The 11,936-nt window shown below is 68.4% G+C and carries 12 protein-coding genes; 3 read left to right on the top strand and 9 right to left on the bottom strand.

Annotation, left to right across the window (positions count from 1 at the left end; translation table 11 throughout):
* Window positions 1–128 precede the first annotated feature (128 nt).
* The 6 genes from LRA89_RS05810 to LRA89_RS05785 all read right to left on the bottom strand — a co-directional run bounded on the left by LRA89_RS05810 (window position 129) and on the right by LRA89_RS05785 (window position 7,103).
* The gene (locus LRA89_RS05810; protein WP_230769382.1) at window positions 129–848 is read right to left on the bottom strand and encodes an ABC transporter ATP-binding protein; all 720 of its coding nucleotides are present in this window, start codon (window positions 846–848) and stop codon (window positions 129–131) included.
* Window positions 841–2,220: an efflux RND transporter periplasmic adaptor subunit gene (locus LRA89_RS05805; RefSeq protein ID WP_230769381.1), complete on the bottom strand. Its 1,380-nt coding sequence runs from the start codon at window positions 2,218–2,220 to the stop codon at window positions 841–843. Before LRA89_RS05805 ends, LRA89_RS05810 begins: the two co-directional genes overlap by 8 nt.
* A complete protein-coding gene (locus LRA89_RS05800; protein WP_230769380.1) occupies window positions 2,220–3,704 on the bottom strand; it encodes an efflux transporter outer membrane subunit in 1,485 nt (494 codons plus the stop codon). Before LRA89_RS05800 ends, LRA89_RS05805 begins: the two co-directional genes overlap by 1 nt.
* Before the next feature lie 90 nt (window positions 3,705–3,794).
* The gene (locus tag LRA89_RS05795) at window positions 3,795–5,171 is read right to left on the bottom strand and encodes a UdgX family uracil-DNA binding protein (protein ID WP_230769379.1); all 1,377 of its coding nucleotides are present in this window, start codon (window positions 5,169–5,171) and stop codon (window positions 3,795–3,797) included.
* A complete protein-coding gene (locus LRA89_RS05790; protein ID WP_230769378.1) occupies window positions 5,171–5,647 on the bottom strand; it encodes a hemerythrin domain-containing protein in 477 nt (158 codons plus the stop codon). Before LRA89_RS05790 ends, LRA89_RS05795 begins: the two co-directional genes overlap by 1 nt.
* 208 nt (window positions 5,648–5,855) lie before the next feature.
* A complete protein-coding gene (locus tag LRA89_RS05785) occupies window positions 5,856–7,103 on the bottom strand; it encodes a putative DNA modification/repair radical SAM protein (RefSeq protein ID WP_055761070.1) in 1,248 nt (415 codons plus the stop codon).
* Window positions 7,104–7,191: 88 nt separating this feature from the next.
* Between LRA89_RS05785 and LRA89_RS05780 the strand changes: the two genes are divergently transcribed.
* Window positions 7,192–7,653 carry a hypothetical protein gene (locus tag LRA89_RS05780; RefSeq protein ID WP_230769377.1) on the top strand — a complete coding sequence of 154 codons (462 nt, stop codon included), beginning with the start codon at window positions 7,192–7,194 and terminating at the stop codon, window positions 7,651–7,653.
* Window positions 7,654–7,659: 6 nt separating this feature from the next.
* On the opposite strand, the gene msrB is transcribed toward LRA89_RS05780, so the two are convergent.
* Both msrB and LRA89_RS05770 read right to left on the bottom strand, forming a co-directional pair.
* Entirely contained in the window at window positions 7,660–8,100 is a 441-nt protein-coding gene (gene msrB / locus LRA89_RS05775) for a peptide-methionine (R)-S-oxide reductase MsrB (RefSeq protein WP_055761064.1), read from the bottom strand.
* 86 nt (window positions 8,101–8,186) lie between these two features.
* Window positions 8,187–8,612 (bottom strand): organic hydroperoxide resistance protein, encoded by a 426-nt coding sequence (locus tag LRA89_RS05770; protein ID WP_055761060.1) that lies wholly within the window; start codon window positions 8,610–8,612, stop codon window positions 8,187–8,189.
* A gap of 102 nt (window positions 8,613–8,714) precedes the next feature.
* Here LRA89_RS05770 and LRA89_RS05765 point away from each other — a divergent pair, with 102 nt between their 5' ends.
* Window positions 8,715–9,155, top strand: coding sequence for a MarR family winged helix-turn-helix transcriptional regulator (locus LRA89_RS05765; protein WP_230769376.1), 441 nt, complete (start codon window positions 8,715–8,717; stop codon window positions 9,153–9,155).
* On the opposite strand, the gene LRA89_RS05760 is transcribed toward LRA89_RS05765, so the two are convergent.
* Entirely contained in the window at window positions 9,152–9,898 is a 747-nt protein-coding gene (locus tag LRA89_RS05760) for a FadR/GntR family transcriptional regulator (protein WP_230769375.1), read from the bottom strand. The genes LRA89_RS05765 and LRA89_RS05760 overlap by 4 nt on opposite strands.
* A 106-nt stretch (window positions 9,899–10,004) precedes the next feature.
* On the opposite strand from LRA89_RS05760, the gene uxuA reads away from it, so the two are divergent.
* A complete protein-coding gene (uxuA, locus tag LRA89_RS05755; protein ID WP_230769374.1) occupies window positions 10,005–11,177 on the top strand; it encodes a mannonate dehydratase in 1,173 nt (390 codons plus the stop codon).
* Window positions 11,178–11,936 lie beyond the last annotated feature (759 nt).

Below are 11,936 nucleotides of genomic sequence, written 5' to 3'. Positions count from 1 at the left end.
CGGGCCGATTTTGATCCGGAGCGGCGTCGCTCGTCGGTCACGATGCCATGGCATCGCTCCGCTCCTCGCTTCTTGCCCCGGATCAAAATCGGCTCCGTCACGACGCTTCAATCTCCGCAGGACAGACCCTACGCCTCCACTGCCTCGCCCTGGGCATGCTGCGCCTCGATCCGCTCGACCAGTCCGTCCTTGAAATGGACCACGGTGCGCGCGAACGCGGCCATCTCGCTTTCGTGCGTCACCATCAGGACGGTGATGCCGCTGGTGCGGTTGAGGTCGGTCAGCAGGTGCATGATTTCGACCGAGCGTTCGGAATCGAGGTTGCCGGTCGGCTCGTCGGCGAGCAGCACGTCGGGGTTGGTGACGATCGCGCGGGCGATCGCGACCCGCTGCTGCTGGCCGCCCGACAGTTCGGCGGGGGTATGGTCCCACCAGCGATCCAGCCCGACCTTTTCGAGCGCGGCCATCGACGCGCGCCGCCGCTCCGCCTTGGCATCGCCGCGATAGAGCAAAGGCAGTTCGACATTCTCCAGCGCGGTGGTGCGGCTGAGCAGGTTGAACCCCTGAAACACGAAGCCGAGATAGTTGCGCCTGAGCAGCGCGCGCTGGTCGCGGTCGAGCCGTTCGACATGGTGGCCGCGGAACAGGAAAGTGCCGCCGGTCGGCACGTCGAGACAGCCGAGGATGTTCATCGTGGTCGACTTGCCCGACCCCGATGGCCCCATCACCGCGACGAAATCCCCCGCCGCGATGTCGAGGTCGACTCCTTTGAGCGCCTGAAACTGTGTCGCGCCCGCGCCGTAGCTTTTGGTGACGCCGCGAAGCTGGATGAGGGGCACGTCAGCCACGCGGAGCCCCGCCGCCCTTCGACGCGCCACCCTTGGCGCTGCCGGCCTTGCTGTTCTCGTCGGCGAGTTGCGCGGTGATAACCTTCATGCCGGGCTTGAGGCCGCCGCCGGTGACTTCGGTCATCGCGCCGTTGCTGTTGCCGGTGGTGATCTGGACCGGTTGCGGCTTGCCGTCCTGCCCGACGATATAGACGGTCTGTTGCGAGCCGCGACCGATCGTCGCCGCCTTGCCCGCGCCACCGCCGCGACGACGGCGCGGCGGACCGAACGCGCTCGCGAGGCCGCCACCGCTCGCCGAAGCGTCGGCGTCACTCGGGCGGAAGCGCAGCGCGGCGTTGGGGATTAGGAGGGCGCGCGGGCGCTCCAGCGTCACGATCTCGGCGGTGGCGGTCATGCCGGGGCGCAGTTTCAGGTCCGGGTTCGCGACCGAGAGGGTGGCGGCATAGGACACGACCTGTCCGGTGGTGGTCGCCGTGCTGGTGGTCGACGACGCGGTCTGCGCCGAGAGGTTGGAGCCGAGATCGACCCGGGTGATCCGCGCCGGGAAGGTTTCGCCGGGAAAGGCGTCGACGGTGAAGTCGGCACGCTGGCCGCTCTGGACCTGCCCGACATCGGCCTCGTCGATCGCGACCTCCAGCTTCATGCCGCGAAGATCCTCGGCAATGACGAACAGCGTCGGCGTGTTGAATGACGCGGCGACGGTCTGCCCCGGTTCGACCTGCCGCGCCAGCACCACGCCGTTGACCGGCGAGCGGATGATCGCACGGTAGCGCTGCGTCTGGCTGGAGTTGAGCTGGGCGCGCGAGGCCTCGACGTTCGCCTGCGCCTGCCGCACGCCGGCGACCGCGCGCTGGACGGCGGCCTGCTGCGTCTGGAGTTCGGTGGCCGAGGGGACGCGCCCGCCCGACAGGCGGCGGACGTCCTCCAGCCGTTGCAACTGGGCGCGCGCCTCGTTGAGCGTCGCTTCGGCGGTCGCGACCTGCGCGCGGTTGGCGTTGACCTGTGCCTGCCCCTGGCGGATCGCATCGTCCAACTGTTCGGGATCGATCAGCGCCAGCGGCTGGCCCTTGATGACCCGGTCGTTGACGTCGGCCACCACCTGCGTGACGAGGCCCGACAATTGCGATCCGACCTCGACCTGGTTGGTCGGGGCGAGCTTGCCGGTCGCGGAGACGGTGACGGTGAGCGGGGCCTGTTCGACCGCCTGCGACACATATTGCGGGGCATCGCCGCCCTTGACGCAGCTACGTACCGCGAGGCCGAGCAGCACGACGCCCAGCGCGATCAACGCCCATTTCAGCCATTTGCGCCAGCGGGGCTGCGGCTTCACGCGCAGGAACTGGTCGAGATCGGGTTGCGTCGGCTCGGCCATCAGCGGTCCTCGGTATATTGGGCGCGGTCGGGGGTGGGAAGTGCTGCGGGATCGGGGATGGCGGCGTCGCTCCATCCGCCACCGAGCGCCGTCATCAACTGGACGAGCGCGCTCGCCCGGTCGGCGCGCGCCTGCACCACGCCGTTCTGCGCCGACAGCAGCGAGGCTTCCGCTTGGTTGAGCGTGGTGAAATCGGTGAGGCCGGAGCGATATTGCAGCCGTGACAACAGCGCGAAGTTGCGCGCGGCGTCGGCGGCGACGGTGAACTCGCGCTCACGGCGCGTGGCGGTGTCGAGCGACACGATCGCGTTCTCGACATCCTCCAGCGCGGTCAGCACCGTCTGTTTATACGCGGCGAAGGCGGCATCGGCGGCGGCGCGTTGCCCGCGGACTTGCGCGCGCAGCCGCCCGCCGTCGAAGATCGTCTGCGCGATCGAGCTGAACAGGCGGCCGTTGATGATGTCGGTCAGCGCGCCGAACGAGGTGGCGTTGGTGTCGATCGATCCGCCGAGGTTGAGTGCGGGATAGAGTTGCGCGGTCGCCACGCCGATCTGCGCGACGGCGGCGGCGAGGTTGCGCTCGGCGGCCAGCACGTCGGGGCGCAGCCGCAGCGTGTCGGCGGGGATGCCGGTGCCGATCCGCGCGTCGCCCACGGGAATCGCGGCGGGCTGACCCAGTTGCGCCCGCAGCGCGCCGGGGGCCTGTCCAGTCAGCACGCCGAGCCTTGCAACGGCGGCGGCATAGCTCGCCTCGATCGTCGGCAACTGTGCGGCGGTCTGCGCGCGGGCGGTGCGCGCCTGTTCGACGTCGAGCGAGGAGACGAGTCCGGCCTGCACCCGGAAGCCGGCGATCTCCAGATTGTCGTCCTGCAGTGCGATCGAGGCGCGGGCGTTGGCGAGCTGCGCCTGCGCCAGCCGCGCGGTCAGGTAATTGCGCGCGATCTCCGACTGCACCGACAGCAGGACGGTCGCATAGTCGTAGCGCGTTGCTTCGAGTTGGGCGCGCGAGGCGGCGATGCCGCTGCGGATGCCGCCGAACAGATCGGTCTGGTAGCTGGCGTCGGCGCCGACCGAAAAACTGTTCGACGCGCCGATGTTGCGCTGGACGATGGTACCGTCGGGCAGGGTGGTAGTGCCGCCGCCGCCGCGCAGCACCTCCAGCCGCGAATAGCTGCCCGAGGCGGAGAGTTGCGGGAACAGCGACGACCGGCTGACCGCCAGTTGCTCGCGCGCCTGCGCCAGCCGGGCGACGGCCTGCGCCACCTCGAGGTTGGTGGCGGCGGCCGAGTCGACCAGTCGCACCAGCAGCGGATCGTCGAACCGCTGCCACCAGCGCGTCAGGTCGGTGCGCGGGGCAGCGGCGGTCGGCACCGAAAAGGCGGGGGGCACGCCCAGCGTGGCATCGACCGGCGCGCGATAGGCGGGGCCGGTGGTACAGGCGGTTGCCAGCAATGCCGGACCAAGCAGGACGGATCGACGGAGCATCGATAAACGATATGTCGATCGCGACGGTTCGTCCAGCGGGAAACTGTCGCAGTTTGTCGCGTGGGTTCGATCCGGTCCTGCGTCGCTCGATCAGGCCCCGAACGCCGCCGCGTTCCGCAGATCCTCGACGAATTTGCCGAATTCGATGTCGGCGGCGGCCGGATCGGGCAGGCGCAGCAGGTAGCTCGGGTGGACGGTGATCCAGCCGGTGCCGCCGTCGGGGAGCGTGAGCGGCCGGCTGCGTTCGCGGCCGATCGTCACCGCCTTGCCGGTGAGCGAGCGGGCGGCGGTCGCGCCCATCGCGATCGTCATCTTCGGGCGGACGATCGCGCGCTCCTGTTCGATCCACCAGCGGCAGGCGTCGATCTCGCCCACGCCGGGCTTGGCGTGGATGCGGCGTTTGCCGCGTTGCTCGAACTTGAAATGCTTGACCGCATTGGTGAGGTAGACGCGCGAGCGGTCGAGCCCCGCCGCCGCCATCGCCCGGTCGAACAACTGCCCGGCAGGGCCGACGAAGGGGTGGCCGGCAAGGTCCTCCTGATCGCCCGGCTGTTCGCCGACGATCATCAGCTCCGCATCGACCGGGCCTTCGCCGAACACCGTCTGCGTTGCGGGTTTCCATAACGGGCAGCGGGTGCAGGCGGTGGCTTCGTCGCGCAAGGCTTCCCATGCGGGCAGCACGTTGCCCTGCGGCGCGGTGCGGGCAGTCTCGATCATCGCGGCCTCCCGTGCCTGTGCGCCCGCGATCAGCGCCGGGACGAGCGCGGTTTCGGGCATGTTCTTCCAGTATTTGCGCGGCATCTCCTTGAGCATCGCGCCCTTCTTCAGCCGGGCGGGATTGAAGATCGATGCGTAATAGGTCTTCCACACCTCCTCGACCGGATCGCCGTCGGGCGCGTCGGCCCTGGTCGCGCCCGGCCCTTCGGCGAGCGCCTTGCCGTCCCAGTGCAGCGACAGTTCGGGCGTCAGGATCGACCAGTGCATCACCGCGAAACGGTCGACGAAGAAGCGCGCATTGCGGCGGACGATATGATGCTCGGGTTCGAACCATGCGACGAAGCGCGGGCCGGTATCGTCGGCGATTTCGCGGAAGCGCAGGAAGGCGCGCATCTTGTGGATGTCGCGGCGGACCGCCTTGGCCATCTCCTCCAGACGGCGCATCGCGGGGTCGGCGCGGTCGTCGATCAGCCGGGGTTCGGCGACGAGGCGAACCAGCATCGCATAGAGCAGCGCGAAACGTTCGGGCGCGGCGTGGAGGATCGCGGTCCTTGCCAGATCGACGAAGGCGCGTGGCACGCGGAACGGGGCGGGGTCGGCGGTGATCGCCTCGTCACCGAACAGGTCGGTGGGGAGGTCGCCGACCTGCCAGACGACGTCGTGCGGCGGCACCCGTTCGGCGATCAGGCGACGGGCGGCGTCGCGCCACCCGTCGAAATCATCCGCGCTGGCGAGCGCCGCGACTCGCATCAGTCGCGGTCGTCGCCCGCTTCGCCCGCCTTGGCCAGTTCCGCCTCGATCGGCTTGCGATCCTCGAACACCCGGGCGATGCGGGCTTCCTCGGCATCGCTCAATTCTTGCGCCGCGGCGGGGAACATCTCTTCCTCCTCCTCGTCGATATGGTGTTCGTAGCGATGGCGCATCTCGGCGAAGCGCTCGTTCCATTCGTTGCTCGCCGGATCGAGTTTCGCGATCTCGCCCAGATAATCGTCGATCTCCTTGTGCTCGGACACCGAATGGCGCGCTTCGTCGCGCAGGTCGGGGTTGGCGAGCATCGTCGCGTAGAGCGCTTCCTCCTCGGCGGCGGCATGGGCGGTCACTTCGATGCGGAACGATTCGAACAGGTCGGCGCGGTCGGTGGCGGAAGCGGAATCGATCCGCCGGAGCAGGTCGCGGTGGCGATCGTGATCGGCCTTCAGATCGGCGTAGATGCGGGCGTCGGCCATGGCGGGGTCCTTGTCGGGGAGGGAAGACAGGGCAACGGCGGGGGCGGGCGGAGGTTTCTCTTGCGAGGGATTTGCAGGGGAAGGGGTGGTCTGGTTCTTGCCGTTCGTCACCCCGGCGCAGGCCGGGGTCCATGGATACGGAGCGGTGCACCTCCATCGACAAGGCTTGTATCCATGGATTCCGGCCTGCGCCGGAATGACGAGGTGGTCAGGCCGCGAACAGCTCCAGTTGCTCGCGTTTCGGTGCCACGACCGGGCGCAGTTCGGCGCGGTCGGACAGGACCACCGGGCGCCAGTCGCTGGCGATGATGAACGGGCGCAGCTTCGTGACTGAGACGGTCAGCCGGCCGACATCGGCCAGCGTCAGTTGCCGCCAGCGCCGCGCCGACAGGATCGAGCCCACCGCCTTCATCCCCAGCCCCGGCACGCGCAGCAGCATCTCGCGTGGCGCGCGGTTGACGTCGACCGGGAAGCGGTCGCGGAATTTCAGCGCCCAGGCGAGCTTGGGATCGATGTCGAGCGGCAGCATGCCGGTCGCGTCGTCGGCGGCGGCGCGGACGTCCTGCGGCGAATAGTCGTAGAAGCGCATCAGCCAGTCGGACTGGTACAGCCGGTGTTCGCGCATCAGCGGCGGGCGTTGCAACGGCAGCACGGCGGACGCCTGCGGGATCGGGCTGAACGCCGAATAATAGACGCGGCGCAGGGCATAACGGTCGTACAGCGTCGATGCCTTGGTCACGATGTCGCGGTCGGTCGCGGCATCGGCGCCGACGATCATCTGCGTCGATTGCCCGGCGGGAGCGAATTTGGGGGCCGACTTGTAGCGTTTGCGCGCATCCTGACCGTCGGTGATAGCATGGGCGACGTCCTTCATCGCGCCTTCGATCCGTTCGCTAGATTTCTCGGGCGCGAGGCGCTTGAGGCCGCCGACGGTCGGCAGTTCGACGTTGATCGACACGCGATCGGCATGGACCCCGGCGAGGCGCACCAGTTCGGGATCAGCGTCGGGGATCGTCTTGAGGTGGATATAGCCGCGAAAGTCGTGATCCTCGCGCAGCGACCGCGCGACCTCGACCATCTGTTCCATCGTGTAGTTCGACGACCCGATGATCCCCGAGGAGAGGAACAGCCCCTCGATATAATTACGGCGATAGAAGCTGAGCGTCAGCGCGACGACCTCCTGCGCGGTGAAGCGCGCGCGGCGGACGTTCGAGGATTTGCGGTTGATGCAGTAATGGCAGTCGAAGATGCAGCTATTGGTCAGCAGGATCTTGAGCAGCGAGATGCAGCGGCCGTCGGGGGCATAGGCGTGGCAGATGCCCATGCCTTCGGTCGAGCCCAGCCCCTTGCCGTCGCGCGAGTTGCGTTTGGCGGTGCCGGACGATGCGCACGACGCATCATATTTGGCGGCATCCGCCAGGATCGCCAGTTTCTCGCGAGTGTCGAGTTGCGCCATCTGTTCAATATATGTTCGCATGGGGCCGGCGGCAACCATCACCGGCGGTGCCGGTTGTACCGGCAGGACAGAGGCGAGGATATGGGCGATGGATAGCAGTCGGATGGCGGGCGCGGTCGCAGGCGGCGTGCTGGCGGGCCTCGGCATCACCGCGTTGCTGATCGCGGGCGAGCGCAGGAGCGGCAAGCCGTCCGAACTGGCGGTGTTGGAGCGCAAGGCGGCGGAGAAGCTGGGACTGGAGACACCGCCGGCCGACCGGCTGCCCTCGGCCGGCGAGCAGGCGGTGGTGCAGGGCGGGCATTTGTTGCTGTCGGCCGCTACCGCCGCGACCTATGTCGCGATCACGCGCGACGATGTGGCGGTCATCCCGTCGGGCGTCGGGTTCGGGCTGGCATTCTATGGCGCGATGCACTGGATCGTCGGGCCGCTGCTCGGCGTCAAGCAACCCGAATGGCGCGCGGGCAGGAGCACGATCGGCCTGCACGGTGCCAATCACCTGATCTTCGGATTGCTGACCGCCGCCGGGGCGCAGTTCGCCCGGCGGCGGTGATCGGCGCTATTCGACCTGATCGAGATAGGCGCCATAGCCCTCGGCCTCCATCGCGTCGCGCGGCACGAAGCGCAGTGCCGCCGAGTTGATGCAGTAGCGCAGGCCCCCCCGGTCGCGCGGACCGTCGGGGAAGACATGGCCGAGATGGCTATCGCCGCCCGCCGAGCGGACTTCGGTGCGGACCATGCCGTGGGTCACGTCGCGCAGTTCGGCGACGTTGGCCGGCTCGATCGGCTTGGTGAAGCTCGGCCAACCGCAATGCGAATCGAACTTGTCGGCCGACGCGAACAGCGGCTCGCCCGAGACGATGTCGACATAGATGCCGGCGCGCTTCTCGTTCAGATATTCGCCGGTGCCGGGGCGTTCGGTGCCGCTCTGCTGCGTCACGTAGAATTGTTCGGGGGTCAGGCGGGCGATCGCCGCGTCGGTCTTGCGATAGTCGGTCATGGGGACTCCGTGGGAGAACGATGGGACCGATATGGGGAGCGGTCGCGCGCGTCCAACCACGCGCAACCGCTCCGTCCGCTTCCGTATCAGGCGAGGGTCAGTCCGACATCGACATTGCCGCGCGTCGCGTTCGAATAGGGGCAGATGGTGTGCGCGGTATCGACCAGCCGCTGCGCATCGGCGGGGTCGAGGCCGGGGAGCGCCACCCGAAGATCGGCGGTGATGCCGAAGCCACCCGCCGCCTGCGGACCGATGCCGACCGTCGCCGTCACCTGCGTATCGTCGGGCACCTTCAGCTTCAACTGCTGTCCGGCGACCTTCAGCGCGCCGATGAAACAGGCCGAATAGCCCGCCGCGAACAATTGTTCGGGGTTGGTGCCGTCGCCACCCGCGCCGCCCAGTTCGCGCGGCGTCGACAGCTTGGCGGTGAACCGGCCGTCCTCGCTGGCGGCGGTGCCTTCGCGGCCGCCGGTGGCGGTGGCGGTGGTGCGGTATTTGACATCGACGCTCATGCTGGTTCCTTTCGCTATAATCTATATCGCGATATATATCGGTGCGGCATAATGTCCAGTGCGAAGCTTGGGGACGCTTCGTCAAGGGTGTAGGGTACGGTAATGGACGCTTCGATCCCGCTCGACCGGCAGCTTTGCTTCGCGCTTTATGGCGCGTCGATGGCGATGACCCGGGTGTACAAGCCGCTGCTCGACCGGCTGGGCATCACCTATCCACAATATCTCGTGCTCCATGCGCTGTGGGAAGTGGACGGGCGGACGATCGGCGCGATCGCCGAGCGGCTGGCGCTCGAGTCGAGCACGGTCACGCCGCTGGTCAAGCGGCTGGCTGCCGCCGGGCTGGTGACGCGCGAACGCGCGGCGCAGGACGAGCGGCAGGTGCTGGTCCGGCTGACGGATGCCGGCCGGGCGATGCGGGGCGACAGCCATTGTCTGGCGCAGACGGTGTTCGCGCGGACCGGGCTGGACGAAGGCGGCATCGCCGCGCTGACCGCCGAGGTGCAGGCGCTGCGCCGGGCGTTGGCGGGGGACGAAAAAGCCTAGCGCGTCGAGAGGAAGCGTTCGCGTTCGCGGGCGAAGCGTTGGCGCATGCGTTCGACCTCGTTGATTTCGGTCGCGTGCATGAACGATTCGAGGACGCGGGTGATGTGGCCGCGCATCGCCTGGCCGGCGCGTGCGCCGTCTCCCGAACGCAGCGCGTCGAGAATGGCGACATGCTCGTCGTGGCGCGGAAAGACGCCGGCGGCATGCGCCTTTTCGCTCATCAGCAGATATTGCGGCGAGCGGTTGCGCGCCTGCCACAGCATGTCGATCACCGCGACGAAGCCGCTGTTGCCGGTCGCCCGTGCGATCGCGAGGTGAAAATCGCGGTCGGCGCGTTCGCTCACCTGATAATCCTCGGCCGCCGCCATTTCGGCCAGCAACCCATCCAGTTCGGCGAGCGCGTCGGGGGTGATGCGGCCGGCGGCGATCGTCGCCACCTCGCCCTCCACCGCGCGCCGCGCCTCCAGCACCTCGAACGGGCCCATGTCGGGATAGGCGGCGATGCCGCCGCGCGGCACCGAGGCGACGACATAGACGCCCGATCCCATCCGTACCTCGACCATCCCGTCGACTTCCAGCGCGATGATCGCCTCGCGCACCGTCGGGCGCGACACGCCATAGGTCTGCGCCAGCACCCGTTCGGGCGGCAGGCGCGCGCCGATGGCATAGTCGCCCTCGGTGATCTGCCGTGCGATGTCGGCCGAGACTTTCACATAGAGTCGGTAGTTGCCCGCGTCGTTCATGCCACGGGGCTAACCGAACGATCGACGATGTCAATTCCGGCTCGACGACCCCGGCCACATCGCTTAGGTCAGGCCAATAACCAGATTGGTATGACAGGAGTGGGTGATGCGCATGCGACAGACGATGCGGTGGTTCGGTCCGTCCGATCCCGTGTCGCTTCGGGACATTCGACAGGCGGGGTGCAGCGGCGTGGTGAGCGCGCTGCACGCGATCCCCAACGGCGAGGTCTGGCCGGTCGAGGCGATCCGCGAACGTCAGGCGCTGATCGAGGCGGCGGGGATGACGTGGGACGTCGTCGAGAGCCTGCCGGTGTCGGAGGCGATCAAGACCGCCGGCCCCGAACGCGACGCGCATGTCGCGGCGTATCGCGAGAGCCTGACCAATCTTGCCGAATGCGGCATCCGCGTCATCACCTATAATTTCATGCCGGTGCTCGACTGGACGCGGACCGACCTCGGCTGGGAACTGCCGACGGGGGCGAAGGCGCTGCGCTTCGAGCTGGATGCGGTCGCGGCCTATGACGTGCATATGCTCCGGCGCGCCGGCGCGGAGGCGGCGTATGACGCGGCGACGCTGGAGCGCGCGGCGGCGCGGTTCGCGGGCATGGACGAGGGCGAGCGGACGGCGCTGGAGCGCACGATCATCGCCGGGCTGCCGGGCAGCGAGGAAGGGTTCACCACCGCCGATTTCGCGCAGGCGCTGTCGGCCTATGCCGGGATCGATGCCGAGCGGCTGGCCGAGCATCATCTGGCGTTCCTGCGCGACGTGTGTCCGCATGCCGATGCGCTTGGCGTGCAACTGGTGGTGCATCCCGACGATCCGCCGATGCCGCTGTTCGGCCTGCCGCGGGTGGTGAGCACCGCCGCCGATCTCGATCGCCTCTTCGCCGCCGTGCCCAATGTGTCGAATGGCCTCTGTCTGTGTACCGGATCGCTCGGCGTGCGCCCCGACAACGACTTGCCGGCGATGGTCGAGCGGTTCGGGTCGCGGATCGGCTTCCTCCATCTGCGCAACGTCGCGGCGGACGCGCCGGGCGCGTTCCACGAGGCGGAGCATCTCGACGGACAGGTCGACATGGTCGCGGTGGTGCAGGCGGTTCACCGGCTGTCGGTGGCGGAAGGCCGGTCGATCCCGATGCGGCCGGACCATGGGCACCAAATGCTCGACGATCTCGGCAAGTCGGGGAGCAATCCGGGCTATACCGCGATCGGGCGGTTGCGCGGGCTGGCGGAGCTGCGCGGGCTGGAGCGAGGGGTCGAGGCGCTGAGCAAGGCGTAGCGCGCGCCGGGCAAGGTGCAGCGCAGCAGCACCGCGCCGTACGAGGCGCGCGCGGCCGGCGGCGCTGGCAGCGCCGTCCGACGACACGGGCTTTGCCCGTGGCGTGGCCTTTGGTTTGGCCGAACGGCGCGCCGGGCGAGGCGTGGCGAAGCGGGGGACGGACGTATTCCCGCGGCGGATGCGCGGCAGGAGCCGCTTGAGGCCCCGGCCTTCGCCGGGGCGACGGTTCGGTGCAAAGAAATCAGGCGTCAGGTCGTACCGGACGAAGTACGCCTGGGACCAATCGAGATTCGGTCGGACAGTGAGCCTTGGCATCTCCCCTCCCTGACAAGGGAGGGGCCGGGGGTGGGTTGGCCCGAGAGTGAACGTACGCGCTTCACAACCGGCCGACCCACCCCCAACCCCTCCCTTGTCAGGGAGGGGAGCAGGTCGAGGGCGCTTCGTTGCATGTCGATCGGTCTGGCCGGCAGCGCGGGCAGCGCCGTTCTACACCGGAAGCCTTGCCCTGAGCGGCATCCGGTATTTGCCCAATTCCCCCCAAAGTTTACAAACTTTACACTCACCGCACGTTTGTTGCGATTGGTTCGCAACCATGGCCGGCGATGACGCTGGTGGATCGGTGGACCCCGGAACGGTTCCGGGGTGACGATCTGTGTGCGGTGAGGGCCGGGCATCGGGCGAGTATGCGCCGGTCGATGCCGTGTAGGACAGGGTTGTGTCCGAACGCGCGCTTGCCGGGCGTGCGGGCGATCCCCGCGA

The sequence above is a fragment of the Sphingomonas sp. Leaf4 genome (assembly GCF_920939515.1).
In the GTDB taxonomy this organism is placed as follows: domain Bacteria; phylum Pseudomonadota; class Alphaproteobacteria; order Sphingomonadales; family Sphingomonadaceae; genus Sphingomonas.
Note: the sequence above shows the minus strand (reverse complement) of the source record. Positions and strands in the feature narration are given on the sequence as shown.

What these genes read in the sequence shown, in the direction of transcription:
- LRA89_RS05805 (WP_230769381.1), bottom strand. Translation starts at nt 2,220, where the DNA reads ATGGCCGAGCCGACGCAACCCGATCTCGACCAGTTCCTGCGCGTGAAG.
- LRA89_RS05800 (WP_230769380.1), bottom strand. Translation starts at nt 3,704, where the DNA reads ATGCTCCGTCGATCCGTCCTGCTTGGTCCGGCATTGCTGGCAACCGCC.
- LRA89_RS05795 (WP_230769379.1), bottom strand. Translation starts at nt 5,171, where the DNA reads ATGCGAGTCGCGGCGCTCGCCAGCGCGGATGATTTCGACGGGTGGCGC.
- LRA89_RS05790 (WP_230769378.1), bottom strand. Translation starts at nt 5,647, where the DNA reads ATGGCCGACGCCCGCATCTACGCCGATCTGAAGGCCGATCACGATCGC.
- LRA89_RS05785 (WP_055761070.1), bottom strand. Translation starts at nt 7,103, where the DNA reads ATGGCGCAACTCGACACTCGCGAGAAACTGGCGATCCTGGCGGATGCC.
- LRA89_RS05780 (WP_230769377.1), top strand. Translation starts at nt 7,192, where the DNA reads ATGGATAGCAGTCGGATGGCGGGCGCGGTCGCAGGCGGCGTGCTGGCG.
- msrB (WP_055761064.1), bottom strand. Translation starts at nt 8,100, where the DNA reads ATGACCGACTATCGCAAGACCGACGCGGCGATCGCCCGCCTGACCCCC.
- LRA89_RS05770 (WP_055761060.1), bottom strand. Translation starts at nt 8,612, where the DNA reads ATGAGCGTCGATGTCAAATACCGCACCACCGCCACCGCCACCGGCGGC.
- LRA89_RS05765 (WP_230769376.1), top strand. Translation starts at nt 8,715, where the DNA reads ATGGACGCTTCGATCCCGCTCGACCGGCAGCTTTGCTTCGCGCTTTAT.
- LRA89_RS05760 (WP_230769375.1), bottom strand. Translation starts at nt 9,898, where the DNA reads ATGAACGACGCGGGCAACTACCGACTCTATGTGAAAGTCTCGGCCGAC.
- uxuA (WP_230769374.1), top strand. Translation starts at nt 10,005, where the DNA reads ATGCGCATGCGACAGACGATGCGGTGGTTCGGTCCGTCCGATCCCGTG.